Raw genomic sequence first — 24,245 nt, 5'->3', positions numbered from 1 at the left:
TGTCCGGTCCCCTTCACGGAAATTTGCTTTAAGGTTGCCCCATGGCATCGCTTCACCGTCCCGAGGCCGCGCTGGCCGGCCTTCCCTACCGGCCTTGCGTCGGCATCGCCCTGTTCAACCGCGCCGGACTGGTTTTTGCCGGCCACCGGCGGCACGAGTCGGCCGATCTCGGCGCCCATGCCTGGCAGATGCCGCAGGGCGGCATCGACGAGGGCGAGGCGCCGCGGGACGCCGCCCTGCGCGAGCTTTACGAGGAGACCAACGTCGCCCCCGCCTCGGTCCGCTTCCTCGCCGAGGCGCCGGGCTGGTACTCCTACGATCTGCCGACCTTCGCCGAGGGCAAGCCCTGGAAGGGACGTTTCCGCGGCCAGACCCAGAAGTGGTTCGCCTTCGCGTTCGAGGGCGATGAGCGCGAGATCGACATCCTGCGGCCGGGCGGCGGCGCCCACAAGGCGGAGTTCGACGGCTGGCGCTGGGAGCCACTGGCCAACCTCGCCGCTCTGGTCATCCCGTTCAAGCGTCCGGTCTACGAGCAGGTGATCGCCGCCTTCGCCCACCTCGCACGCCCGGCGTGACCGGCCTCGTGCATCCTCGCGCCCGCACATCCCGATGACGCGCTGGTGGCTCGCGGGCCTGGCGATCCTGCTCCTGTGGTTCGGCTACGGCGCCTCGCCCTATGTCGCGCTCTACCGCATCTCGCAGGCGGTGCGGGCGCACGACACGGCGACCCTGGAGCGGCGGGTGAACTTCCGCACCCTGCGGCTGTCACTGACCCGGCAGGCCCACGCCGCGGCGGTCGACGCCATCGCGGCCCGCCGCGACCTGTCGCTTCGCGAGCGCACCATCCTGACCGAGGCGAGCGGAGCGCTGGCCGGGCCGCTCGTCGAGTCCCTCGTCACGCCCGAGACCTTGATCGACCTCCTCGACGACGGCTGGCCGGTGCGTGCCGGCCTCGCCCGGGAGAGCGGCCCCCGCGAGGACGCGCCCGGCGACACGACGGCCACCTCCCGGGATGCCTCGAAGAAGGACGGCCTCGGCCTGAACGCCTCGACATTCGGCCAGCTCTTCGCCCTGTTCCGCTCGGCCGAGCCGCGGGGCTTCCGCGGCATGGTGGTGAGCTACCCGCCCGACCGGCCGATCGAGAACCGCTTCCGCCTGCGGCTGCGGCTGCGGGGCTGGACCTGGCGCCTCGTCGACCTGGAGCTGCCGAGTGCGCTCCGGGCGCGCATCAGCCAGCGTCTCACCGGAGCGTTGCAGCGCTGAAGGCCCCCCGGCCCAGCCGCGCCATCCCTATCCCCGGACAGCCCCCCGCGAGGCGGGGCCCTGCCCTTGATGCGGGACGTCGCGCCCCTCATATCCCGGGACGGGCCGGCGGAGTTGCGGTCGGCCCCGTCGGGCGCTGCGGATGCGGGCCCGGACAGCCTACGAAGTGCCTCCGCAACAGGGCTTCGCCGACACCATGACGCGTCCTTCGCCGTTCGGGCATCCGTTCCTGCTGGGCTTCGACGAGATCGAGCAGGCGCTCGACCGCGTCGCCAAGGCCGCCAATGACGGCTATCCGCCCTACAACATCGAGCGCCTGCCCCGCACCGAGCGCGAGCCGGAGCGGCTGCGCATCACCCTGGCGGTGGCCGGCTTCACCCGCGATCAGCTCGACGTGACCTTGGAGGAGAGCCAGCTCATCGTCCGCGGCCGGCAGGCCGACGACAAGAGCCGGACCTTCCTGCACCGGGGCATCGCCGCCCGGCAGTTTCAGCGCGCCTTCCTGCTCGCCGACGGCATGGAGGTTCTGGGCGCCGACTTGTCGAACGGCCTGCTGTCGATCGACCTCGCCCGGCCCGAACCGGAGCGCATCGTGCGACGGATCGACATCGGGGCGCGCGATGCCGGGTGATCGTTCCCATATCCCTTTTGCACTGATCGGTCGGCCGCTTCGGGGCCCGATCCGATCCTCGTCCTGCTGCCTGTGAGAGGAGGGCGCATCATGTCCGACACCACCCTGAACCTGGATCCGTCCGCGCTCGCGGCCCTCGGCGAGGGCCACGTCGCCTATGTCCGCGCCATGCGCTCGGAGGAGGTGAAGCGCCTCTTCCCGCAGGCGCCGGACCTCACCCCCGGCCTCGATCTGTTCGCCCTGCTCTCGGCGAGCGGCGCCCCGATCCTGCTCACCGACAGCCGCGACGCCGCCTTCGCCAATGCCTGGGCGCAAGACCTCCAGGCGGTCAGCGTGCACTGAGCCCGCCCGACGGGGCTCGGCCGACGGTGCCGAGCCCCTCCGGGGGAAGCTTGAGGGAGGCTCAGCCCTCCCGGGGCGCGATGCCCTCGACGGCCGCGACCAGGCGGTCGAGATCGGCGGGGCCGGAAAGACGGTGATCCCCCTCCTTGACGAGGGTGAGGACCACGCCCGTCGCGGGCAGCCGCTCGACGAGCGCCATGGCGTGAGGCCACGGCACGTCCGGATCCGCCATGCCTTGCAGGATATGCACCGGGCAACCCGGATCGATCGGCCCGCCGAGCATGAGATGGCGGCGCCCGTCCTCAATCAGGGCGCGGGTCACCGGCGTCGGCTCGGGCGAGTATTGCGACTCGCGCTGCCACACCCCGTCCTGCATCACCTGCCGGCGGATCTCCTCGGGGAACTGCTCCCACATCAGCACTTCCGTGAAATCCGTCGCCGGTGCGATCAGCACCAGGCCGGCGGGCCGGACCCGTGCGGCAGCCCGCAAGGCGATCCAGCCGCCCATCGAGGAGCCGACCAGGATCGGGCGCCGCGGCGCCAGGGCGGCAATGACCGCCTGCGCATCGGCGAGCCAGTCGGAGATCGTGCCATCGGCGAAGGTGCCGTCGGATTCGCCGTGGCCCGTATAGTCGAAGCGCACGAAGGCGCGGCCCGCCCGCGCCGCCCAGGCATCCAGGGCCTCGGCCTTGGTGGCGCGCATGTCCGACCGGAAGCCGCCGAGCCAGACCACCGGCGGCCCGGCGCCGGGCCGCACCAGGGTGGCGAGGCGGCGGCTCCCCACGGGCAGCATCGTGGCGGGTGGGCGCGGCGTCTCGGTTCCGTGCTCGTGCATGACGTTATCCCCGTTATTCCCTATGCAACTCTGGATGCGGGCGGCCGGTGCCAAGGTTTACCGATCCGCAATACGGTCGGGCGACCTTGAAGCATCGTCCAGGCGCATCGTCCTTCCGTGGACGTGACGGCCGGCTTCTACACCGGGGCGGCCGGCGGCCCCATGCGAGATCAGGCCGGCACCCCGCCAACCTTTCATCGATCCCTGCGCGGAGTAGGCACCATCATGCCGCGAGTGCTGCGATCAGAACCCTGACCCGGAGTCCCATGCCATCGAGCCAGGCCACGCCGTTCCCGGCCGCGAGCCACCCGCTGGCGGACCGCACCGTGCTTCAGATCATCCCGGAGCTGGATGCCGGCGGTGCCGAGCGCACCGCCGTCGACGTGGCGGCGGCGCTCGCCGCCGCCGGTGCCCGGGCGCTCGTCGCCACCGAGGGTGGGCGCCTCGTCGGCGAGTTGCAGGCCAAGGGCGGCGCCTGGGTGCCGTTCCCGGCGCGGTCCAAGAACCCCTTCGCCATGGCGCTCCATGTCGGGCGCCTGATGCGGATCTGCCGGGCGGAGCGGGTCGACTTGATCCATGCCCGCTCGCGGGCCCCGGCCTGGGTCGCCCTGGGAGCGGCGCGGCGGCTGCGCATCCCCTTCGTCACCACCTATCACGGCAGCTATGCCGGCCGCTCGCCGGCCAAGCTCCTCTACAACTCGGTGATGGCCCGCGGCGACGTGGTGATCGCCAACTCGCATTTCACGGCTGCGGCGATCCGGCGTCTCTTCCCGCAGGTCGCAGGCGACAGGGTCCGGGTGATCCATCGCGGCACCGATCTCGCCGCCTTCGCGCCCGCCCAGGTCGCGCCGCAGCGGGTCGAGGCCCTGCGCCGGGCTTGGGGCGTCGCCCCGCACGAGCGGGTGGTGCTGCTTGCCGCCCGCCTCACCCCCTGGAAGGGCCACCGCGTGCTGATCGAGGCGGCGGCGGCCCTGCGCGCGCAGGGTCTCGCCGAGTTCACGGTGGTGCTGGCGGGCGATCCGCAGGGACGGACCGCGTATGTGCGCGAACTCGATGCGTTGATCGCCGCCCACGGTCTTGCGGCCCATGTGAAGCGCGTCGGGCATTGCAGCGACATGCCGGCGGCCTACCGGGCGGCCTCGGTGGTGGCGGTGCCCTCGACCGAGCCCGAGGCGTTCGGCCGGTCCGCCGTCGAGGCCCAGGCTCTCGGCACGCCGGTCGTGGTCTCGGATCTCGGTGCCGTGCCGGAGACGGTGCTGGCCCCGCCCGAGGTGGCGGCGCACGAACGCACCGGCTGGCGCGTCACGCCCGGGGACCCGCAGGCGCTGGCCGGCGCGATCGCCGAGGCGTTGCAGCTCGGCGCCAGCGCCCGCGACGCCCTGGTGCGCCGCGCCCGGCGCCACGTCGAGGCGCATTTCTCCCTCGATCTGATGCTGGCCGACACCCTGACGGTCTATGCCGAGCTGCTGGGGGCGGAGCCCCCGGGGGAGGGGAGCTGAGCGCAAGGCGCGGCGAGAGCGCCCGCACCCGGAGGCCGGGACGGCACGCCGCGAGGAAATCGGCATGCGGACCATCAGGTTGCCCCTTCTTTCAGCAATCCGCAACCAAGTCTCGCATCCGTGAGTTGACAAATCGGGCGATCTCGCCAAGGTGCTAGCGTACACCCGAGTATGCCCGCGCGGTGGTTCGGGACCGGTCCGGAGGGGACGCGGTCGGCGGGCCGCCGCCGGACGACGTGATTGAGGAGAATGAAGCCATTCGCAGACCTATGAGAGCCATGCCGGCCCCGCAGAAAGACGGGCCGCGCGCGAACCGGGACATCCGCGGCGTCCGCGAGGTGCAGCTCATCGACGATACCGGCCAGAACCGCGGTGTCATGGGCTTCTTCGAAGCGTTGCAGGTCGCCGAAGAGGCGGGCCTCGACCTGGTCGAGATCGCGCCGAACTCCGTGCCTCCGGTCTGCAAGCTTCTCGACTACGGCCGCTTCCGCTTCAACGAGCAGAAGAAGCAGGCCGAGGCGCGCAAGCGGCAGAAGACCGTCGAGGTCAAGGAGATCAAGCTCCGCCCCGGCATCGACAAGCACGATTACGAAGTCAAGATGAAGGCCGTGCAGCGGTTCTTCGAGGAAGGCGACAAGGTCAAGGTGACCCTGCGCTTCCGCGGCCGCGAGATGGCGCACCAGGATCTGGGTCTGCGTCTGCTCGAGCGCGTCAAGGCCGAGACGCAGGAAGTCGCCAAGGTGGAGAGCGAGCCGCAGCTCGAAGGCCGCCAGATGATCATGATCCTGGCGCCGCGCTAAAGGCACGGTGCCGCCGTCGCGCTGTTTTGGGAGCGCGGGCACGGGATCATGGAGCGCTCCGGGCGCGGGCGTCTCACACCAACCCGCGCGGGGAGCATCGAAGGGCCGGGACATGTCCCGGCCCATCGCATGTCTACTTCAGAAGAGTAAGTCTACTTCAGAAGAACAACTTGCGCGTCGCCGGTCCGGCGCACCACGTTGACGGTCACGTCGCTGCCGTGGCGGTGGATCAGCAGATCGACATGGCTGTCGCCGAGCTTCAGGTTGCGGATCAGCACGTCGTCGAGGAAGGCCGGCAGGATCGGGTCGCGGAAGCGGATCCGGTTGCGGTCGTGGCGCAGTTCGAGCCCGAGGCAGGCGGCCAGGAATGCGAAGGGCGCCGCCGCCGCCCAAGCTTGCGGGCTGCACGCCACCGGATAGTTGGTCGGGCCGCGCTGCTTGCGCTGGATGAAGCCGCAGAACAGCTCCGGCAGCCGCCGCCCCTCCTGGTAGAGCGAGGCGCCGTGCTGGCCCTCGAACACCCGCGCCGCGTCCGCCTTCAGGCCGTAGCGGGCGAGGCCCAGCGCGATCAGCGCGTTGTCGTGCGGCCAGATCGAGCCGTTGTGGTACGACATCGGGTTGAAGCGCGCCTCGCCGACCGCAATCGTGCGAACGCCCCAGCCGTTGAATCCGTCCTTCGACATCAGCACCGCGGCGACGCTCTCGGCCCGCTCCGGATAGGCGATCCCGGTGAACAGCGCGTGGCCGGCATTCGAGGAGCGCACGGCGCAGGGGCGCTTCTCGCCGTCGAGCGCGATGGCGTAGGTGCCGATCTCCGGGAGAAAGAACGCCTCGTCGAACGCCTTGCGCAGCCGCTCGGCCTCGCCCTTCAGCCGCTCGGACAATGCCTGATCGCCCATCAGCCCGGCGAGCTTCGCGGCGCCCTTCTTGGCGGCGTAGACGTAGCCCTGGACTTCGCACAGGGCGATCGGCCCCTGCGCCATCCGGCCGTCGGCATGGAAGATCGAATCGTGGCTGTCCTTCCAGCCCTGGTTGGCCAGGCCCTTCTCGGTCTCACGGGCGTATTCGACGAAGCCGTCCTTGTCCCGGTCGCCGTACTCGTCGATCCAGGTGAGCGCCGCCAGGAGATTGGGCCAGATCGCCCGGATGGTCGCGAGATCCCCGGTCTGCTCGTAATATTGTCCGGCCAGCATCACGAAGAGCGGCGTCGCGTCGATCGTGCCGTAATAGAGTTTGAACGGCACCTCGCCGAGGATCGCCATCTCGCCGTTGCGGGTCTCGTGCAGGACCTTGCCGGGCTGGGCGTCGGCGGCCGGGTCGACCGTCGTCGCCTGCGTCGCCGCGAGGTGGCGGAGAACGCCCTTGGCGATCTCGGGGTCGATCCACAGCGTCATCATGGCGGTGATGATGCCGTCGCGGCCGAAGACCGTGCTGTACCAGGGGATGCCCGCATAGGGGTAGATGCCGTTCGGCGTGCGGCTGAGCAGCATGTAGAGGTCGGCCGTCGAGCGGCAGGCGGCCTCGTTGAACTGGTCGTTCGAGCTTTCGATCGTGGTGATGTTGGCGGTGGCCTTGCGCAGGTCGCGCCGCGCATCGCGATAGGCGAGCGCGAAGGTCATGCCCTCGCCCTTCGGATGGCCGTCTTCGCGGCGCGGGCTCGGATAGGCCGCGTGGATGAAGGGCAGGGCGCTGCCGACCGCGGCCACGCCCTCGCGGCCGAGATCGACCGTGTCGCAGATCGCCCGCACGAAGAGCGAGGCGCGCCCGCCGGGCGAGAGCCTGACCGCGAACTCGGCCTTGTTCGCCTCGAGCCGCGCCGGCTTGGGGCCGAAGCGCAGGCGGGTGGTGCGGCGCCGCGCGTCGAGGCCGTCATAGGTGAACGTCACCTCGTTGGGCCCCGTCACCTCGACCCGGCGCTTGCCGCGATGCGCCCGGTCGCTGCCGCGCACCTCGAACAGATCGCGAAAGTCGGCGTCGAAGGTCAGGGAGACGCGCAGGTGGCGGGGCTTGGTGTCGTAGTTGCGCAGGCCGATCCGGTCGTAGCAGGTGCCGCGGAAGAGAAACTTGGTCCGCTCCAGCGCGATGATCTCGCGCGGGATGCTGGTCTCGTCGCCGGCATCGAGCCGGATGTCCGGCGTCGTCATGTCGACCGAGAGGGCGCCGTTGTCGTCCTGCACCACCGAGCCGAGCAGCATCGGCCGCTGGCCCTCGACCGTCAGCTCCAGGCGGGACAGGAAGCGTGTGTCCTGGAAGTACAGCCCCTCGGGCCCCGGGACGACGCCGATATCGCCGTAGCTATCGAGCACCGCGAAGGCATCGCCATGCTTGAGCGAGCGCAGCTGGCGCTCGACCAGCGAGGTCTGGGCCTCGATGTGATATTGCGGCAGCGTCTCGTCGTCGGGGGCGGTCGCGACCATCGGCACGGTGGACTCCTTGGGGCTTCGCTCCGCGAGGCGTCGCGGGGCGAGGTTTCGCGGGGATCGGGGCGAGATTGCGGGGCTCCGGGCGGATGCCCGGGTGGCGCGACCCCCGGCGATTCGCGGGTCGAGGGCCCACGCTAGAGCGAAAGTGGGCCATCGTGCGGCGGACGCCAGGGGGAACTCCCGGGCGTGCAAGCTCGGATTTTGGGCAGGCGCCGCGCAAAGGAAAGGCCCGGCCCCCTCGCGGGGACCGAGCCTCGTCGGCGCTAAGCAGATTTCGCAAAAGCGGTTGCCGGTTTTGCGACGAAAATCTGCGACAAAACAAGAATTTAAGCAGCCTTGCGTTGGCCTGCCAACGCAAGGCTGCTTAGAGCATTGTCCGACGACGTGGATACCGGTTCGTCGTCGACAATGCGGCAAAATCAAACAGCGAGAGAAGCTTCGCGATGGCAACGCGATCGTGAAGCGCTCTCTCGTGCGCCGGGACGGATCAGACCGCCCGCAGCACGGGATGCGCCGCGCCGTTGGTCGCACCGTTGAGGGCCGCGGCGGCGCCGAGGGTCAGGCCCGGGATCTTGATCGCGTCCGCGTCGCCGGCGAGCAGCGACTCGTAGGCGGCGACGTAGGAGCGGGCCATGACGCTCGCAGTGAAGCGGGTCTCGAAGTAGCGGCGCACACCCTCGCGGCTCATCGCCTTGCAGGTCTTGACCGCCGCGATCGCCTCCTCCATCGACTCGACCACGACGCCCGACACGCCGTCCTTGATGACCTCCGGCACGGAGCCGTTGCGCCACGCGATCACCGGGGTCCCGGCCGACATCGCCTCGATCATCACCAGGCCGAAGGGCTCCGGCCAGTCGATCGGGAAGGCGAGCGCCAGGGCGTTGCCGAGGAAGTCGTGCTTCTGGTCCTCGTTGATCTCGCCGATATACTCGACCAGCGGGTGATGGGTCATCGGCTCGATGACCTCGTCCCAGTAATCCTGGTCGGCCTTGTCGACCTTGGCGGCAATCTTCAGCTTGACGCCGGCGGCCTTGGCAATCTCGATCGCGCGGTCGGGGCGCTTCTCGGGCGAGATGCGGCCCAGGAAGGCGAGGTAGCCGCCATCCTTGGGCTTCGCCGAGAAGCGGCAATTCTCCGCCGGCAGGCCGTGATGAATGGTCTGGAGCCAGTTGGCGTTCTCGGGCATCGGCCCGCGCTGGTGGTCGGAGATCGACACCAGCGGCATGCCCGTGAAGGTGCGGTAGACCGGCATGAAGTCCGGCACGTCGAGCCGCCCGTGCAGGGTGGTGACGCATTTGTGATTCAGGTCCTCGAACAGCGGGTACTGCAAGAGGTCGATGTGGAAGTGGATGACGTCGAACTCGTCCGCGCGCCGACGCAGGTGATAGAGCATGGCAAGGTGGCTGGCGACGTGGTCGCGGATGCCGGCGAGCCGCAGGCCCTCGGGGCAGCAGGCGACCAGCTTGGCGCTCGTCTCCGAGTCGCCGCTCGCGAACAGCGTGACGTCGTGGCCCTGCCGGACCAGCTCCTCGGTGAGCCAGGAGACGACACGCTCGGTGCCGCCGTAGAACTTCGGCGGAACGGCTTCCGCGAGAGGGGCTACCTGGGCAATGCGCACGAGCAAATCTCCTGAGACGCCAAACGAGGGCGGGTCACGTTGGAGGGACTTAAGCAGGATGGGGCCTGAGCGGGACATGAACGAAACCGCGCACCCGAGCTTATGGTTCCGGTGCGGCGCACAACGCCAGCGCGAAGGGCCGGTCGTTCCCGCCTCCCACAGGGGCGAGGTGCCCGACGATGCGACGATTGCGTGAAGCATTCGTCCCTGCTATAGCGCGCCCCTCGCCGAACCGCCCGGCCGTGAGGGCTGCCGTGGCGGTTCGTGTCGCTCCACACCGTCGATCGAGTGCGATCGTCGGGGTCCGCCCGTGGCGGATCCCCGGTGGAGTTCGCGTCAGGAGAGCAAAATGCCCAAGCTGAAGACCAAGTCGGGCGCCAAGAAGCGCTTCAAGATCACCGGGACCGGCAAGGTCATGTACGCCCAGGCCGGCAAGCGCCACGGCATGATCAAGCGGACCACGAAGCAGATCCGCAACCTGCGCGGCACGACCACCCTGTTCGAGGGCGACGCCGCCAACGTGAAGAAGTACTTCCTGCCGAACGCCCGCTAAGAACCGGCTTCGCAGAAGACGCTTCGTTCCGAATCTGTTTCGTAGACTTCCCAGGAGATCACCATGGCCCGCGTCAAGCGCGGCGTGACCAGCCACGCCAAGCACAAGAAAGTTTTCAAGGCCGCCAAGGGCTATTACGGCCGGCGCAAGAACACGATCCGGATCGCCAAGCAGGCGGTCGAGAAGGGCATGCAATATGCCTACCGCGATCGGAAGAACAAGAAGCGCAACTTCCGCGCCCTGTGGATCCAGCGCATCAACGCCGCGGTCCGTCCGCACGGCCTGACCTATTCGCGCTTCATCGACGGCCTGGCCAAGGCCGGCGTGCAGGTCGACCGCAAGGCGCTCTCGGAGCTTGCCATCCACGAGCCGGCGGCTTTCGTCGCCGTGGTCGAGAAGGCCAAGTCGGTCCTGCCGGCCGAGCTCATCAAGGCGGCGTAAGCCTTCTAGACGGGTCCGTGACTCTATACGGGTCCGTCGATCATGTCCCCGGGCGTGGTGTCGCTGGAGTTGGTCCACCACGCTGACCACCGGCAGGGCCGGACTGATCAGACTGCGAATGAGGGCAGGCTGACGAGGGGATCATCGCCGATCGGGGCGATGCTTTCCAGGATCATGGAACGGCAGCGCGGCACGGCCCGCTCGTCGTTCTGTTCGAGCAGGATCGCGCCCACGAGCCGGCACACCGATGGTCGTCGGAGACGATGCCGACGACCTAAGCAGATTTCGCCGAAGCGGTCACCGGTTCGGCGGCAAAATCTGCGATAAAACAAGAACCTGAGCCGACGAAGAGTTGGCCTGCCAACGCAAGTCTGCTTAGGTGTGCCGCCGCTCCGGGGTCTTCTCGCCGTGGGCCGCGCCGGTCAGGCCGGCCACCTCCAGTTCCAGCAGACGCTGCGCGGCAAAGCCGAATCATCTCGGGCAGCATGTCCGCATCGGCGCTCTTCTCAGCCAGCGCCCGCAGGCTCAAACGGCATCGGTCGTCGGGGGGCTCCCGGGTTCGGGGTTGGTGGCTCGCAACCCGATCCTCACCCGTCACCGCCGATGGCCACCCCCGCGAGAGCTTCCGCCTGCACCAGCGCTATCGAGGGCGCGCAGGCGGGCTCTTCCGCTTTCCGTCAGCGATACCACTCCCAGGGACACGACCGACGCGAGGACGGGACGGGATTGCCGCACCACCCCTGCGCAACCCCGACTTTCTGGCGCCTGCATCCCCTGTTAAGGGGGGGCCGCGACGCGGCCCGTGCGGGGGCCGGCGGGAGGAAAGACCATGGATCGCAAGACGGTGGGTGGCATGTCGGTGGCGGCCGTGCTGCACGACTTCGTGGTCGAGGAAGCCCTGCCCGGGACCGGGATCGGCGCGGAGGCGTTCTGGAACGGCCTGGCCGCCATCCTGCGCGATCTGGCGCCGCGCAACCGCGCCCTTCTGGCGACCCGCGACGCCCTCCAGGCCAGGATCGACGCCTGGCACCGCGAGCGGATCGGCAAGCCGGTGGACGAGGCGGCCTACAAGGCGTTCCTCACCGAGATCGGTTACCTCCTGCCCGATCCCGGCCCGGTCCAGGTGTGCACCGACAACGTCGACGACGAGATCGCCACCATCGCCGGCCCGCAGCTCGTGGTGCCGACCTCGAATGCCCGCTACGCGCTGAACGCCGCCAATGCCCGCTGGGGCTCGCTCTACGACGCGCTCTACGGCACCGACGCGGTGTCGGAGGAGGGCGGCGCGATCCGGGGCGGCGGCTACAACCGCACCCGCGGCGCCCGGGTGGTGGCCCGCGCCCGCGCCTTCCTCGACCGTAACCTGCCCCTCGCCGGTGGCCGCCACGCCGACGTGGTGACCTATGCGGTCGAGGGCGGCCAGCTCGTCGGCAACATGAATACCGGCGACACCATCCCGCTCGCCCGGCCGGAAGCCTTTGCGGGCTATCGCGGCAAGGCGAGCTTCCCGACCGCGCTGCTGCTGCGCCATCACGGCCTGCACGTCGAGATCGTGCTCGACCGCACCCACCGGATCGGCCGCTTCGACGCCTCCGGCGTCGCCGACGTGCTGGTCGAGTCGGCGGTCTCGACCATCATGGACCTGGAAGACTCGGTCGCGGCCGTCGATGCCGACGACAAGGTCGTGGTCTATCGCAACTGGCTCGGCCTGATGAACGGCACCCTCTCGGCTCCGGTCGAGAAGGACGGGCGCCGCTTCGCGCGCACGCTCAACCCCGACCGGACCTACACCGCGCCCTCCGGCGACGGCGAGGTCACGGTGCCGGGCCGCTCCCTGATGCTGGTGCGCAATGTCGGGCACCACATGCTCACCGACGCGGTGCTCGACGAGAGCGGCGCCGAGGTGCCGGAGGGCATCCTGGACGCCGCCATCACGGCCATGATCGCGATCCACGACCTCAAGGGCACCTCGGGCCTGCGCAACAGCCGCCGCGGCTCGGTCTACATCGTCAAGCCGAAGATGCACGGGCCTGAGGAGGTCGCCTTCGCGGTCGAGCTGTTTACCCGCGTCGAGGCGATGCTGGGCTTGACGCCCAACACCCTCAAGATGGGCATCATGGACGAGGAGCGCCGCACCACGGTCAACCTCGCCGCCTGCATCAAGGCGGCGCAGGAGCGGGTGGTGTTCATCAATACAGGCTTCCTCGACCGGACCGGCGACGAGATCCATACCGCGATGGAGGCCGGCCCGGTCATCCGCAAGAACGACATGAAGGGCACGCCCTGGATCAAGGGCTACGAGGAGAACAACGTCGATGTCGGCCTCGCCTGCGGCCTGCTCGGCCGGGCGCAGATCGGCAAGGGCATGTGGGCGGCCCCCGACGCCATGGCCGACATGCTGATGCAGAAGGGCGCCCATCCGAAGGCCGGCGCCTCGACCGCCTGGGTGCCCTCGCCGACCGCCGCGACCCTGCACGCGCTGCACTACCACGAGACCGACGTGAAGGCCCGCCAGCAGGAGCTGGCGCGCCGGCCGCGCTCGGCCATCGACGAGATCCTCCAGATCCCGCTCGCCCGCTCGAACTTCGCCCCCGACGACGTCCAGCAGGAGATCGACAACAACGTCCAGAGCATCTTGGGCTACGTCGTGCGCTGGATCGACCAGGGCGTCGGCTGTTCCAAGGTGCCCGACATCCACGACGTGGCGCTGATGGAGGATCGTGCGACCCTGCGGATCTCGTCCCAGCACATCGCCAACTGGCTGCACCACGGCGTGGTCTCCGAGGCCGAGGTGATGGAGACGATGAAGCGCATGGCGAAAGTGGTCGACCGCCAGAATGCCGGCGACCCGCTCTACCGCCCGATGGCGCCCGGCTTCGACGGACCGGCCTTCCAGGCGGCCTGCGACTTGGTGTTCAAGGGCCGCGTCCAGCCCAACGGCTACACCGAATACGTGCTGCACGCCCGGCGCCGTGAGGCAAAGGCGGCGGGCGCGCCGGCCTGAGGCGGCGAGGGGAGGGCGCCGGTCGCCGCGGGCCCACGGTCGTCGAACCGTGGGTCAGCAGATTGCGCTGGCATTCGTCATGACGTCGATCGCGTAGCCGCGGTAGGTGACCCCCGACCGGTTGATGTAGGTCTTGACGAAGTTCGGCAGCACGGAACTGTACGTGCTGGTGATGATGACGGCGGCGCCGATGTCGCCGTCACGCATGATGGTCCCGGCGGATGAGAGCACGTCGGTATCCGTCATCGCGGTCTTCGTGCCGGAACAGACCCTGATCGATCCGCCGCTCTTCTGGAGCATGTACATGTCGATCGTCGCGCGCTGATAGCGCACGAGCGTATTGGCCCGGCGCGTGATATAGCTGTCGATGAAGTCCGACATGCAACTGGAATTCTGGCAAGTGGACATCGCCCGCGCGATCACCACGGAGGCCCGGTCGACGTCGCGTTTCATGTTGACCATGAACACGATGTCCTGCGTGCCGATGAACATCAGCAGGAGCACGCTGCTGATCATGGCGAACTCGACCGACGCCGTGCCTCGGTTGGCGCGCAGGAGCCTGTCGAATCGGGCCGGCATCGCTCTCCCTCGCTCCCCTATCGGCGGAAGACGACCGATTCCTGCGCGGCCAGGGCCGGGATCAGGGGCACGATCCGCGGGGCCGTCATCGTCGCCCGCAGCAGGATCGCATCCTGGCTTGCACCGGTGTCGAACGTCGTCCCGGTGATCGCGAGCGCCGCCGTCGGGACGTTCACGAGTTTCATCGCCTCGATCTTGATGCCGGTCGTCGGATTAAGGCAGCTTTGGCTCAAGGCGATCTTGGCGCAGATCTTGGCGGTGTATCCCGGCTTGTCCTGCACGAGAAGTTCCGGTTCGGGGTTCGAGGCCGTCTCATACAGCGCATTGCTCAGGGATTGTTGCAGGTAGTAGTAAATGGCAAATTGCAGCATCCCGAGCACGAGCATCAGCAAGGGGAAGGCGATCAGGGCGAATTCGACGGCTGCCGCTCCCGACCGGCACGTCACCATCCTCGCCGCGGCCGTCTCGCGCGCTCGGAGCAAGAGCCAGGGTGACCTCACGGACACGCATTCTGGCAGAAGCGCAGATAGTCGATCAGCCCGCCGAAGCTGTCGTCGAGGCCGGCCGCTCGCCACGATATCCGATATTCTTGCTGCTTGGTGACGTCGAATTTGTAGCTCCGCTCGATCCAGGTCTTCGACCAGACGCAGACGTCCGCCAGATATTGCTTCACGTACTGGGGCGATGTCGCTGCGGTCACGGATTGATCGTCCGACTTGTATCCGCTCGTTTTCGGTTCGACCCAGAGTTCGATCCGTCTGGTCTGACCATCGAGACTGACCGTGCTGACGCCCGCAGCATTCTTCGCGACATCGTTGTCGCGGGTCAGTCCGTCGGTATCCTTCGGGTTCGAGCAGATCACGGTGTCGTTCGGATACTGGTAGGCTCCGACGTTCTTTCGCGCCGTATAGACGTAGCGGACCTCATAGGTACCGACTTGTAGATTGAACTTCATGTTGATCGACGAATTGGTCGTCTTATTGCTCTGGCGGCAGGCGGTGGACTGGGCGGATGTCTGCGTGCCGACCTGGTTGCTGCAGTCGCTATCCAATTCGGCGAAGGATTGTCCGTACTGGACGCCGTCGCCCGTCGTGATCGCCGAGAGCTGGTCGACCTCGACGCCGGCATTCGTCGTGCCCCAGGATTTGCCCTGGCACATCGAGCTGGGGCAGTTCGCCTGCGACATCGTGCCGAACACGGCCCAGCCGCCGACCAATTGCGAGGCATAGCCCTCGAACGATTCGGACATCAGCATCGTCGGCGGGCCGGACGAGGACGACGCCTGCACCGTGCAGTCGCGCACCACGCTGAAGTTGACGCTGTCCTTGTTGAGGAATTTCTTGAAGAACAGACCGACCGAGCCATTCGCCACGACATGGACGTTGCCGGGACGAACCGTCAGCGGCGGCACGGTGAGAACGGTCGAAGAGACGGTCGGCGTTGCCGTGATCTGCGCAGTTGCGGACAGGTGCCGTTCCGAACTGTTTTTGTCGGCATAGGACTGGACTGTCGCCACGTAGCCGCTCGGCATGCTGAGGCCGCTCTGGCTCTCGACGTAGATTTCGGCCTGCCGGCATGTCAGATCCGCCGCGGAGATCAGCCGCTGCCTGTAATCGATGGCCCGCGTGATCTCGATGCTGCCGCCGATGCCCACCATGAGGACCGGCAGCAGGATCCCGAACAGCACCGTCGTCAGGCCGGTCCGATCCTCGAGAAAGCTCGGACGATTCTCGGGATCCAATCGCATCCTTGTCTCCGCGAGCGGCTCGGCTCAGGCACGCCGATATCCTCTCCGCAGAGTCTTTGGAAAACATGAATGCAACATTAGAACTTCCGGCTGGGTTGCGACAGGCTTGCTCTCACGTTGCCTCGGTCGCCTGGCGCTGCGCGTGTGTCATACCAACGGGCGTTGAAAACGACTTTTTGATTCTTCCCACGGTCCACGACAGGACGGCCCGTCTGGAGTTCAGCTCCTTCCCACCCTCACCCTCGGGAGCAGGTTGCGGATCGGAGAGCCTCGTTCCGGCAGGATGTCACGCCACTGCCGTGCACCGTGGATGCCTCTCTCGCATTCTCGCCAAGCCTTTGGCGCAGTATCGAAAATTCGACAACGCACATCGGCCCGGTCGATCTCGGGCCTGTCCGAGATCGAATCGATGCGTCAGCATCGTGGGCCGACGGCTTCCGTGGAACCGGTCGCGCTGGGCCGGCGCCGTGTCACCGTTCGCTGCACATCCCGCCCGCAGACAACGATACGCCCGGTCACGTCGTGACCGGGCGCTGCTCGCCGGTAACCGGCGTTCCACAAATTCTTCGACCAAAACCAGCCACAAAACAACAATTTAAGCGGACTTGCGTCGGCCCGCCGACGCCGATCCGCCTAGAACGGGATATCGTCGTCGAGGTCGTCGTAGCGCTTCTGGTTGCCGCCGCTCGACGACGGCGCCGGGCGCCGCTCGCCACCGCCGGCCGCGCGTCCGCCGCTGCTGCGCCCGCCGCCGCCGCCGTAATCCCCGCCGCGGCTGATCTGGCCGCCGCCCATGTCGTCGCCGCCCATCTCGCTCATGCCGCCCTCGGCCCCGCCGCCACGGCCGTCGAGGATCGTCAGTTCGCCGCGGAAGCGCTGGAGCACGATCTCGGTCGTGTATTTCTCGACGCCGGACTGGTCCTGCCACTTGCGGGTCTGGAGCTGGCCCTCGACATAGACCTTCGAGCCCTTGCGCAGGTATTGCTCGGCGACGCGGGCGAGGTTCTCGTTGTAGATCACGACCGAGTGCCACTCGGTCTTTTCCTTGCGCTCGCCGGTCGCCTTGTCCTTCCAGGACTCCGACGTGGCCAGGCGCAGGTTCACCACCGGATCGCCGGAGGCCAGCCGGCGGGTCTCGGGGTCGCGCCCGAGATTGCCCACCAGGATCACCTTGTTCACGCTGCCCGCCATCCCGCTCTCCTCTCGTTCCATCTCACTCGGGCGCATGCCCGGCCGACGCCGCGGACCACCGCTTCGGGTCCGCGAGTTGGGCCAAACAGGCCGGGGCCGGCAAGGGCAGGGACGCCGTTTTGCCCGCTGCACACAGGCCGGAGGCCGGAGATTGTTCTACATTTGTTCGGAGCATGAGGCAAGCGGCGTCCGGCGATGATCCGGGCGCCGCGGGGGTCAGTCGAGGGCGTCGAGGGACTGCGCCACGTCGGCGATCAGGTCCTCGACCGATTCGAGGCCGATCGAGAGGCGCACGGTGTCGGGGCCGACCCGGGCCGCGTCCTTGTCGGCGGCGGGAAGCTGGCGGTGGGTGGTCGTCGCCGGATGGATCGCCAGGGACTTGATCTCGCCGATATTGACGAGGTGCGAGATCAGGCCGAGCCCGGTGATGAAGGCTTGCGCCGCCTTCTCGCCGCCCTTGAAGCCGACGGTGAAGATCGCGCCGGCGCCCATCGGCGCGTAGCGGTTCGCCATCGCCTCGCCGGGCTGGCCGGGCAGGGACGGATAGCTCACCCACGCCACCTTCGGGTGATCCTTGAGGAAGGCCGCGACGGCACGCGCGTTGGCGCAATGGCGCTCCATGCGCAGCGGCAGGGTCTCGGTGCCGGTGAGCGTCAGGAAGGCGTTCATCGGCGACAGGCCGGGGCCGAGGTCGCGCAGGCCGAACAGCCGGCAGGCGACCGCGAAGGCGGTCTCGGGGAAGCGCTCCGAGACGACGAGCCCGTCATAGTCGGGCCAGGGCTCGGTGATCAGGTTGTAGCGGCCCGATGCGGGCCAGTCGAAGCGGCCGCCGTCGCAGACGAGGCCGCCGATCACCGTGCCGGAGCCCGACAGGAACTTCGAGGTCGAGTGGACCACGATGTCGGCGCCGTGCTCGATCGGCCGGATCAGAGCCGGGGAGGCGAGCGTGTTGTCGACGATGAGCGGCAGGCCGTGCCTGTGCGCCACCGCGGCGACGCCTTCGAGGTCGATCACCGTGCCGCAGGGATTGACGATCGATTCGCAGACGATCGCCCGGGTCTTGTCCGTGATCGCCGCCTCGAAATCCTCCGGCGTCAGGCCGCGGCTGAATTGCGGCACGAGGTCGTAGCGGCCCTCCAGCCGGCGCATCAGGCCGAGCGAGCCGCCGAACAGCCGCGAGGAGGCGACATAGGCGTCGCCCGAGCGCATCAGGGTCATCAGCACCAGCAGCATCGCCGACTGGCCGGACGCCACCGCCACGGCGGCCTTGGCGCCCTCCAGCGCGGCGACGCGGCGCTCGAGCGCCGCCACGGTCGGGTTCGAGCCGCGGGAATACGAGAAGCCCGTCGCCCGCATGGCGAAGATGTCGGCCGCCTGCTCGTTCGACTCGAACACGAAGCCGTTGGTGAAGTAGATCGGCTGCGCCCGGGCGCCGGTGGCCGGATCGGGGGCGGTGCCGGCATGGACCGCCCGGGTGGCGAAGTGGAGCTTGGTCGGATCGGTCATCGGGGAAGTCCGGGGAGTCTGAAGTCCGGGGAGTCTCATGCGACATCCGCGCGAGGGCTGTGCCACGCGGGTGTCGGGTTTCGCGAAGGCACCCCGCGGGATCAGGCGGCGCGGCGCACGGTGGCGTGCAACGTCCGCACCAGGGCGGACGGCGCGTAGGGCTTCGGGATGAAGCGGGCGCCCGGCGGCAGATCGTGCGGTCCGGGGCTTCCCATGCCGGAGACCACCAGGACCGGGATGCGCGGCCAGCGCCGCGACACCAGACGGGCGAGGGCAAAGCCGTTCATCGAGCCGAGCGGCATGTCGACGTCGGTCATCAGCACCTCGACGTCGGGGCGGCTCTCCAGCACCTTGAGCGCCTGATCGGCATGGGGGGCTTCGAGCACGGTGAAGCCGGCTTCCGACAGGGTGTCGGCGGCCTCCATCAGCAGAAGCCCGTCATCTTCGACGAGGAGCACCACGGGGCCCCCGTCGCAGGCGGGGGCTGGCCCCTCCGGCTGCGGGTCGTGGGGCGTTCGGTCCGGATCAGATGTCATCGCGGCCAATGCGGGGGAGGGCGAAAGGTTGCTGCCTATGGGTCCGCATCCCGGGGGTCAAGCGTGGCCGGACGCGCCGCGGCAGCCCTGCGGCAGGGCGCCCCGCTGCGGGACCCCGTCGCGCCGATCCCTTTCGAAGACCGGTCCATCCCGCCCATTCCACCCCGCCTCGCCGACGACGGGCCGAGCCTCTCCCGAGCGCGCGACGCTGTCCTGCCGGAGACGGCGTGTCCGGCGGAAGGCGCCGTGGCATCCTGGGCGACCCCGCACCGGCCCCGAGACCTGCCCGCGAGACCTGCGTCCCGGCCGGGTCGGCCTGCCCGGTGCCGAAACCCCCGGTGCCACCTGTCCACCGGGGCGGCAGACACGGCGGCTCGGGTTGCGAACGAGTCCGTCCGTCCAATCCTCCAGGGTGCCCGGCCGCGCGCGATCGTCGCGGCCGGGCGACCGCCTGCGGCTCAGGCTAGCGCCTGATCGAGATCGGCGATCAGGTCGCGCGCATCCTCGATGCCGATGGAGAGGCGCACCACCTCCGGGCCGGCGCCGGCCCGGGTCTTCTGCTCGTCGGTGAGCTGGCGATGGGTGGTCGAGGCCGGATGGATCACCAGCGAGCGGGTGTCGCCGATATTGGCCAGGTGCGAGAAGAGCTTCAGGTTCGAGACCAGGGCCACGCCGGCCTCGTAGCCGCCCTTGAGGCCGAAGGTGAACACCGCGCCGGCGCCGTGCGGGCAGTAGCGCTTGTGCAGCTGGTGGTAACGGTCGGTCTCGAGGCCCGGATAGCTCACCCAGGCCACCGCCGGATGGCGGCTCAGGTGCTCGGCCACGGTCTTGGCGTTGTCGGAATGGCGCTGCATGCGCAGCGGCAGGGTCTCGATGCCGTTGATGATCAGGAAGGCGTTGAACGGCGAGAGCGCCGGCCCGAGATCGCGCAGGCCCAGCACCCGCACGGCGATGGCGAAGCCGAAATTGCCGAAGGTCTCGGAGAGGACCATGCCGGCATATTCCGGCCGCGGCTGCGACAGCATCGGGTAGCGGGCGTCGCCCGCCCAGGTGAACGAGCCGCCGTCGACGATCAGGCCGGCGATCGAGTTGCCGTGCCCGCCGAGGAACTTGGTGGCCGAGTGGACCACGATGTCGGCGCCGTGCTCGAAGGGCCGGATCAGGTACGGCGTCGCCATGGTGTTGTCGACGACGAGCGGGATGTTGTGGCGCTTGGCGACGGCCGCGATCGCCGCGATGTCGGTGATGACGCCGCCCGGATTGGCGATCGACTCGATGAAGATCGCTTTGGTGCGCGGCGTGATCGCCGCCTCGAACGAGGCCGGATCGTCGGTATCGGCCCAGACGACGGTCCAGCCGAAGTTCTTGTAGGAATGGTTGAACTGGTTGATCGAGCCGCCGTACAGCTTGTTGGCGGCGATGAACTCGTCGCCCGGCTGCATCAGGGCGTGCATCACCAGGAACTCGGCGGCGTGGCCGGAGGCCACCGCGACCGCGGCGGTGCCGCCTTCGAGCGCGGCGATGCGCTCCTCCAGCACCGCGTTGGTCGGGTTGGTGATGCGGCTGTAGATGTTGCCGAATGCCTGGAGCCCGAACAGCGAGGCGGCATGGTCCACGTCGTCGAACACGAACGAGGTGGTCTGGTAGATCGGCGTCGCCCGGGCGCCGGTGGCGGCGTCCGGCGCCGCGCCGGCATGGATCGCGAGGGTGTTGAAGCCGGGCTGGCGGTCGGTCATGGCGTCCTCGGGCGTCGGTTTGGCCGATGTGCTTAGGACCCGCGGGGCCTGAGGGTCAAGCGCTCCGGCAAGCCGGCCGGCTCAATAAAGCCGGACTATTCGCTTCCCTGCGGTCGCTCTGTGCCTGCATGGAGAAGCAACGTCTACAAATCCGGCGGATCCGACAAGATCGATCTCCTCCCTCCGGAGGACAGGCGGACGGCGACAACTGGCCTGCGCCGCCGCGCTGTCGCCGGATGGGCGGGTGCGGGCGATCGGCATGGCGATCGGCCCGGCGTCGAATGACCCTGCGAGGAGCCGTCTTGGTCCTGGTTCTGGCACGAGACCTGCATTGCCTGTTTCGACGCTCATGGGCGTTTCCTCCCCGACTTGGGGCCCCGCCGCGATCGCCGCGCGGGGCCTCCCTTCGGCGACGGCCGTTGCCATCGGGCCCGGGCCGCCCGATAACCCGGGCGACCGGAGATATCCCCGACATGGCCCTCACCGTCGCGGTCCAGATGGACCCGATCCAGGCGATCCGCATCGCCGGCGACACCACCTTCGCCCTGCTGCTGGAGGCGCAGAGCCGCGGCCACACGCTGCTGCACTACACCCCCGATCGCCTCTCGATGCGCGACGGGCGCGTCACCGCCCGGGTCGAGCCCCTGCGGGTGCAGGATGTCGAGGGCGATCATGCGGCCCTCGGCGCCCCGGAGCGGATCGATCTGGCGACGGTCGACGTGGTGCTGATGCGCCAGGACCCGCCCTTCGACCTCGCCTACATCACGGCGACGCACCTCCTGGAGCGCATCCACCCGCACACGCTGGTGGTGAACAACCCCTTCGAGGTGCGCAACGCTCCCGAGAAGCTGTTCGTCACCGCCTATCCGGAGCTGATGCCCCCGACCCTGATCACCCGTGACAAGCAGGAGATCGAGGCGTTCCGGGCCGAGCACGGCGCCGTGGTGATGAAGCCGCTGCACGGCCATGGCGGCGCCGCGGTGCTGCGGGTCCTGCCCGACGACCCGAATTTCGGCTCGATGTTCGACCTGTTCTCGGTCACCTTCCGGGAGCCCTGGGTGGTGCAGCGCTTCCTGCCGCGCATCACCGAGGGCGACAAGCGCATCATCCTGGTCGACGGCGAGCCGCTGGGCGCCGTCAACCGGGTCCCGGCGGCCAACGACATCCGCTCCAACATGGTGCGGGGCGGCACCGGCGGCGCCACCGCGCTGACGCCGCGCGAGCGGGAGATCTGCGCCGCGATCGGCCCGGAGCTGCGCCGCCGGGGCCTGATCCTGGTGGGCATCGACGTGATCGACGGCAACCTGACCGAGATCAACGTCACCTCGCCGACCGGCATCCGGGCGATCAAGCGCCTCGGCGGCCCCGACCTCGCGGTCGCGGTCTGGGACGCGATCGAGGCCAAGGTGACGAAGCCGCAGAGCGCGTAGAACCGTCGCGGACAGGGCTTTTCGACAGAGAGAAGAGGCGTTGGTTTCTGCTCTCCCCGCCCGCGGGGAGAGGCGAGGCTCGCGCTTCGTCTTTTCGCCCTGACGGCGCGGCATCGCGTTGGGAGAGCGCGTCAGCCCACACCCTCCCCCAGCGTGTCCTGGAGGTAGAGCCGGTCGAGCAGCACCTTGGCGACCGCCATCAGGGGCAGGGCCAGGGCGACGCCCCACAGGCCGAACAGCACGCCGAGCAGGATCTGGCCGGCGAACAGCGTGGCGGGCGGGATGTCGAGGGCCCGCTTCTGCACGAAGGGCGTCAGCACGTAGCTCTCCAGCGTCTGCACCAGCAGGTAGACGCACAGGCCGGCAATCACCCCCTTCAGCCCCGAGGCGAGGGAGGCCAGCACGATGATGATGCCGGCGACCAGGGCCCCGATGGTCGGGATGAAGCAGAGCAGGCCGGCCTGGAGCCCCAGCACCAGGGAGCCGTCGATGCCGACGAGGCTTAAGCCCAGCCAGACGCAGACGAAGATCGCCGCCATGACGACGAGCTGGCCGAACAGCCAGTGGCGCAAGGTGATGCCGATGTCGTCGGCGACCGAGGCCGCATGGGTGCGGTGGCGCGAGGGCACGAAGCGCAGGAGCCCGTCGCGGTAGGTCCGCGGATCGGCCGCCACGAACAGGCCGAGCACCACCACGATGAACACGTTGCCGATGGCGCCGAACACCGCCAAAGCCACCGTCGAGGCTTGGCCGAGCACGCTGCCGGCGCCCGACAGGAGCGTGCCGGGGCTCGGCAGGCCGCCCGCCATGGGCGTGCTCCGCCGCCCCCCCTCCGCGTCGCCGGAGGGGGGCGATGCGGCGTCCTTGAGCTTGCCGAGATCGAGGAAGCGGGTGTCGATCCCGCGGGCGTCGAGCCAGGATTTCACCGTGCCGGATTGCTGCTGGAGCGTCTGGCCCAGGCGCTGGGCCTGTCCCGCCACGGTGGCGCCGCCGAGCCCGACCATGCCGAGCACCAGGAGCGCCAGCAGCACGCTCACGATCGCGAGCCGGGCCCCGTGCCCGAGGGGAACGACGCGGCCGAGGTAATGCGTGAGCCCGTCGAGGAAGACCGCGCAGAGGATGCCGGCGAAGATGAGCAGCAGCGTGTCGGCCGAGTGCCAGGCCAGCAACAGGACGGCCGTGAAGGACACCACCCCGATCCCGGCGAGGACGAGGGAGCGAGGGCTCGCCCCGTCGAGTCGGGCGGTGTCCTTGGAGGGGATGACAGGCATGTCCGGTGATGTCTCCGCCGGCGGCGCCTCACGCCGCCGTGCAGGACAGATAGCCGAGACCGGCGGTTCGGCGACCCGGTATCCTGATTTCCCTCACCCCTGCTCGCGCCGGCGCCGCACGCCGGCGAGCACGGCGGGATGGGCGGAGGTCTGCCAGCCCGCGCTTCCCTCCGGCGGAGGCGTCAGGATCGGCTTGGGGAGGGCCAGGATCGGGGCCGGGCGCCGGGGCGCCCAATCCGACACCTCGACCACCTCGACGACGGGCTCGGGCCGCGGCCGAGTCTTCGGGCGTGCCGGCCGCGCCGGCCGGCCGCCGAAGAGGCGCAGCAGAACCCAGCCGATGAGGCCGGCCCAGGCGAGGATCACCCCCCCGGGCGTCGGCCGCTCGGAGAGGAGGAGGGTGACGAGCCCGATGAGCGCGCAGGCCATCGAGAGACTACGCGCGCTCAGCGGGTCGAACGGCAAGGGGTCGGGGGAGCTGTGATCGCGGGGCATGGCGCGATCCTGCCGCAGGCTCGTCAGCGTTTCCTCAGCCCGATCGCTCGAATTCTCGGTATCCCCGCTTCACACCTCACCACCGCGCCGCCGCCGCCGCATCGTGCTCCATCGCCTCGACCCAGCCGCCGAGGGTCCCGTCGGTGTGGTGCTCGCGCTTCCAGAACGGCGCGCGGGTCTTGAGGTAGTCCATCAGGAAGCTTGCCGCCTCGAAGGCGGCGCTGCGGTGGGCGGAGGCGGCGAGCACCAGGACGATGCCCTCGCCCGGGCGGATCAGGCCGTGGCGGTGGATCGCGACGGCCCCCTGGAGCGGCCAGCGCCCTGCGGCCTCGGCCAGCACGCGGC

23 protein-coding genes and 1 pseudogene are annotated in these 24,245 nt (G+C 69.1%); 10 read left to right on the top strand and 14 right to left on the bottom strand.

What is annotated here, in order from left to right:
• The first annotated feature begins 41 nt into the window (after positions 1 to 41).
• From VP06_RS07610 to VP06_RS07595, 4 genes are all read left to right on the top strand, one after another.
• On the top strand, positions 42 to 575 hold the full coding sequence (locus tag VP06_RS07610) for an RNA pyrophosphohydrolase (protein WP_048463227.1): 534 nt from the start codon (positions 42 to 44) through the stop codon (positions 573 to 575).
• A gap of 34 nt (positions 576 to 609) precedes the next feature.
• Positions 610 to 1,263, top strand: a complete 654-nt coding sequence (locus VP06_RS07605) for a DUF2939 domain-containing protein (RefSeq protein WP_048463226.1) — start codon at positions 610 to 612, stop codon at positions 1,261 to 1,263.
• Between the two features lie 196 nt (positions 1,264 to 1,459).
• Positions 1,460 to 1,894 carry an Hsp20 family protein gene (locus VP06_RS07600; protein ID WP_048463249.1) on the top strand — a complete coding sequence of 145 codons (435 nt, stop codon included), beginning with the start codon at positions 1,460 to 1,462 and terminating at the stop codon, positions 1,892 to 1,894.
• Between the two features lie 90 nt (positions 1,895 to 1,984).
• Positions 1,985 to 2,236: a BQ00720 family protein gene (locus VP06_RS07595; protein ID WP_048463225.1), complete on the top strand. Its 252-nt coding sequence runs from the start codon at positions 1,985 to 1,987 to the stop codon at positions 2,234 to 2,236.
• 61 nt (positions 2,237 to 2,297) lie between these two features.
• Here the strand turns inward: VP06_RS07595 and VP06_RS07590 are convergent, their stop codons facing one another.
• Entirely contained in the window at positions 2,298 to 3,071 is a 774-nt protein-coding gene (locus VP06_RS07590) for an alpha/beta hydrolase (protein WP_048463224.1), read from the bottom strand.
• Between the two features lie 266 nt (positions 3,072 to 3,337).
• Between VP06_RS07590 and VP06_RS07585 the strand changes: the two genes are divergently transcribed.
• The gene (locus VP06_RS07585) at positions 3,338 to 4,570 is read left to right on the top strand and encodes a glycosyltransferase family 4 protein (RefSeq protein ID WP_082167248.1); all 1,233 of its coding nucleotides are present in this window, start codon (positions 3,338 to 3,340) and stop codon (positions 4,568 to 4,570) included.
• A gap of 278 nt (positions 4,571 to 4,848) precedes the next feature.
• Complete coding sequence (gene infC, locus VP06_RS07580) at positions 4,849 to 5,370, top strand: translation initiation factor IF-3 (RefSeq protein ID WP_063928361.1); 522 nt, start codon at positions 4,849 to 4,851, stop codon at positions 5,368 to 5,370.
• A gap of 152 nt (positions 5,371 to 5,522) precedes the next feature.
• On the opposite strand, the gene VP06_RS07575 is transcribed toward infC, so the two are convergent.
• Both VP06_RS07575 and VP06_RS07570 read right to left on the bottom strand, forming a co-directional pair.
• On the bottom strand, positions 5,523 to 7,787 hold the full coding sequence (locus tag VP06_RS07575) for an amylo-alpha-1,6-glucosidase (protein WP_082167247.1): 2,265 nt from the start codon (positions 7,785 to 7,787) through the stop codon (positions 5,523 to 5,525).
• A 493-nt stretch (positions 7,788 to 8,280) separates the two neighbouring features.
• Complete coding sequence (locus VP06_RS07570; protein WP_048463222.1) at positions 8,281 to 9,411, bottom strand: glycosyltransferase family 4 protein; 1,131 nt, start codon at positions 9,409 to 9,411, stop codon at positions 8,281 to 8,283.
• Between the two features lie 349 nt (positions 9,412 to 9,760).
• On the opposite strand from VP06_RS07570, the gene rpmI reads away from it, so the two are divergent.
• The gene (gene rpmI, locus VP06_RS07565) at positions 9,761 to 9,964 is read left to right on the top strand and encodes a 50S ribosomal protein L35 (protein ID WP_007561407.1); all 204 of its coding nucleotides are present in this window, start codon (positions 9,761 to 9,763) and stop codon (positions 9,962 to 9,964) included.
• Positions 9,965 to 10,027: 63 nt separating this feature from the next.
• Positions 10,028 to 10,405, top strand: a complete 378-nt coding sequence (gene rplT, locus VP06_RS07560) for a 50S ribosomal protein L20 (RefSeq protein WP_048463221.1) — start codon at positions 10,028 to 10,030, stop codon at positions 10,403 to 10,405.
• A 107-nt stretch (positions 10,406 to 10,512) separates the two neighbouring features.
• Here the strand turns inward: rplT and VP06_RS36045 are convergent.
• Positions 10,513 to 10,653 (bottom strand): annotated as a pseudogene (locus VP06_RS36045) (IS256 family transposase); the annotation flags it as partial.
• A gap of 581 nt (positions 10,654 to 11,234) precedes the next feature.
• Between VP06_RS36045 and VP06_RS07550 the strand changes: the two are divergent.
• Positions 11,235 to 13,409 (top strand): malate synthase G, encoded by a 2,175-nt coding sequence (locus VP06_RS07550; protein WP_048463219.1) that lies wholly within the window; start codon positions 11,235 to 11,237, stop codon positions 13,407 to 13,409.
• A gap of 54 nt (positions 13,410 to 13,463) precedes the next feature.
• Here the strand turns inward: VP06_RS07550 and VP06_RS07545 are convergent, their stop codons facing one another.
• From VP06_RS07545 to VP06_RS07515, 7 genes are all read right to left on the bottom strand, one after another.
• Positions 13,464 to 13,988, bottom strand: coding sequence for a TadE/TadG family type IV pilus assembly protein (locus VP06_RS07545; protein ID WP_048463218.1), 525 nt, complete (start codon positions 13,986 to 13,988; stop codon positions 13,464 to 13,466).
• A gap of 17 nt (positions 13,989 to 14,005) precedes the next feature.
• The gene (locus tag VP06_RS07540; protein WP_048463217.1) at positions 14,006 to 14,437 is read right to left on the bottom strand and encodes a TadE family protein; all 432 of its coding nucleotides are present in this window, start codon (positions 14,435 to 14,437) and stop codon (positions 14,006 to 14,008) included.
• 47 nt (positions 14,438 to 14,484) lie between these two features.
• Entirely contained in the window at positions 14,485 to 15,735 is a 1,251-nt protein-coding gene (locus VP06_RS07535) for a TadE/TadG family type IV pilus assembly protein (protein WP_156295489.1), read from the bottom strand.
• A 633-nt stretch (positions 15,736 to 16,368) separates the two neighbouring features.
• A complete protein-coding gene (gene ssb, locus VP06_RS07530) occupies positions 16,369 to 16,926 on the bottom strand; it encodes a single-stranded DNA-binding protein (protein ID WP_048463215.1) in 558 nt (185 codons plus the stop codon).
• A 216-nt stretch (positions 16,927 to 17,142) separates the two neighbouring features.
• Positions 17,143 to 18,432, bottom strand: a complete 1,290-nt coding sequence (locus tag VP06_RS07525) for an O-acetylhomoserine aminocarboxypropyltransferase/cysteine synthase family protein (RefSeq protein ID WP_048463214.1) — start codon at positions 18,430 to 18,432, stop codon at positions 17,143 to 17,145.
• A 101-nt stretch (positions 18,433 to 18,533) separates the two neighbouring features.
• On the bottom strand, positions 18,534 to 18,968 hold the full coding sequence (locus VP06_RS07520) for a response regulator (RefSeq protein WP_082167251.1): 435 nt from the start codon (positions 18,966 to 18,968) through the stop codon (positions 18,534 to 18,536).
• Positions 18,969 to 19,426: 458 nt separating this feature from the next.
• Entirely contained in the window at positions 19,427 to 20,704 is a 1,278-nt protein-coding gene (locus VP06_RS07515; RefSeq protein ID WP_048463212.1) for an O-acetylhomoserine aminocarboxypropyltransferase, read from the bottom strand.
• A 473-nt stretch (positions 20,705 to 21,177) separates the two neighbouring features.
• Between VP06_RS07515 and gshB the strand changes: the two genes are divergently transcribed.
• Positions 21,178 to 22,134 (top strand): glutathione synthase, encoded by a 957-nt coding sequence (gene gshB, locus VP06_RS07510; protein ID WP_048463211.1) that lies wholly within the window; start codon positions 21,178 to 21,180, stop codon positions 22,132 to 22,134.
• Positions 22,135 to 22,265: 131 nt separating this feature from the next.
• On the opposite strand, the gene VP06_RS07505 is transcribed toward gshB, so the two are convergent.
• From VP06_RS07505 to VP06_RS07495, 3 genes are all read right to left on the bottom strand, one after another.
• Positions 22,266 to 23,405, bottom strand: a complete 1,140-nt coding sequence (locus VP06_RS07505; protein WP_048463210.1) for an AI-2E family transporter — start codon at positions 23,403 to 23,405, stop codon at positions 22,266 to 22,268.
• 93 nt (positions 23,406 to 23,498) lie between these two features.
• On the bottom strand, positions 23,499 to 23,900 hold the full coding sequence (locus tag VP06_RS07500; RefSeq protein ID WP_048463209.1) for a hypothetical protein: 402 nt from the start codon (positions 23,898 to 23,900) through the stop codon (positions 23,499 to 23,501).
• 76 nt (positions 23,901 to 23,976) lie between these two features.
• A partial coding sequence (locus VP06_RS07495) for a molybdenum cofactor biosynthesis protein MoaE (protein WP_048463208.1) occupies positions 23,977 to 24,245 on the bottom strand: 269 nt, incomplete at its 5' end.

The organism is Methylobacterium aquaticum (assembly GCF_001043915.1).
Taxonomy (GTDB): Bacteria; Pseudomonadota; Alphaproteobacteria; order Rhizobiales; family Beijerinckiaceae; genus Methylobacterium; species Methylobacterium aquaticum.
This window is presented reverse-complemented; position numbering and strand designations above follow the sequence as displayed.

Bases quoted from the DNA above. Each gene is read 5' to 3' on its own strand.
- VP06_RS07610 (WP_048463227.1), top strand. From the start codon at position 42: ATGGCATCGCTTCACCGTCCCGAGGCCGCGCTGGCCGGCCTTCCCTAC.
- VP06_RS07605 (WP_048463226.1), top strand. From the start codon at position 610: ATGACGCGCTGGTGGCTCGCGGGCCTGGCGATCCTGCTCCTGTGGTTC.
- VP06_RS07600 (WP_048463249.1), top strand. From the start codon at position 1,460: ATGACGCGTCCTTCGCCGTTCGGGCATCCGTTCCTGCTGGGCTTCGAC.
- VP06_RS07595 (WP_048463225.1), top strand. From the start codon at position 1,985: ATGTCCGACACCACCCTGAACCTGGATCCGTCCGCGCTCGCGGCCCTC.
- VP06_RS07590 (WP_048463224.1), bottom strand. From the start codon at position 3,071: ATGCACGAGCACGGAACCGAGACGCCGCGCCCACCCGCCACGATGCTG.
- VP06_RS07585 (WP_082167248.1), top strand. From the start codon at position 3,338: ATGCCATCGAGCCAGGCCACGCCGTTCCCGGCCGCGAGCCACCCGCTG.
- infC (WP_063928361.1), top strand. From the start codon at position 4,849: ATGCCGGCCCCGCAGAAAGACGGGCCGCGCGCGAACCGGGACATCCGC.
- VP06_RS07575 (WP_082167247.1), bottom strand. From the start codon at position 7,787: ATGGTCGCGACCGCCCCCGACGACGAGACGCTGCCGCAATATCACATC.
- rpmI (WP_007561407.1), top strand. From the start codon at position 9,761: ATGCCCAAGCTGAAGACCAAGTCGGGCGCCAAGAAGCGCTTCAAGATC.
- rplT (WP_048463221.1), top strand. From the start codon at position 10,028: ATGGCCCGCGTCAAGCGCGGCGTGACCAGCCACGCCAAGCACAAGAAA.
- VP06_RS07550 (WP_048463219.1), top strand. From the start codon at position 11,235: ATGGATCGCAAGACGGTGGGTGGCATGTCGGTGGCGGCCGTGCTGCAC.
- VP06_RS07545 (WP_048463218.1), bottom strand. From the start codon at position 13,988: ATGCCGGCCCGATTCGACAGGCTCCTGCGCGCCAACCGAGGCACGGCG.
- VP06_RS07540 (WP_048463217.1), bottom strand. From the start codon at position 14,437: ATGGTGACGTGCCGGTCGGGAGCGGCAGCCGTCGAATTCGCCCTGATC.
- VP06_RS07535 (WP_156295489.1), bottom strand. From the start codon at position 15,735: ATGCGATTGGATCCCGAGAATCGTCCGAGCTTTCTCGAGGATCGGACC.
- ssb (WP_048463215.1), bottom strand. From the start codon at position 16,926: ATGGCGGGCAGCGTGAACAAGGTGATCCTGGTGGGCAATCTCGGGCGC.
- VP06_RS07525 (WP_048463214.1), bottom strand. From the start codon at position 18,432: ATGACCGATCCGACCAAGCTCCACTTCGCCACCCGGGCGGTCCATGCC.
- VP06_RS07520 (WP_082167251.1), bottom strand. From the start codon at position 18,968: ATGACATCTGATCCGGACCGAACGCCCCACGACCCGCAGCCGGAGGGG.
- VP06_RS07515 (WP_048463212.1), bottom strand. From the start codon at position 20,704: ATGACCGACCGCCAGCCCGGCTTCAACACCCTCGCGATCCATGCCGGC.
- gshB (WP_048463211.1), top strand. From the start codon at position 21,178: ATGGCCCTCACCGTCGCGGTCCAGATGGACCCGATCCAGGCGATCCGC.
- VP06_RS07505 (WP_048463210.1), bottom strand. From the start codon at position 23,405: ATGCCTGTCATCCCCTCCAAGGACACCGCCCGACTCGACGGGGCGAGC.
- VP06_RS07500 (WP_048463209.1), bottom strand. From the start codon at position 23,900: ATGCCCCGCGATCACAGCTCCCCCGACCCCTTGCCGTTCGACCCGCTG.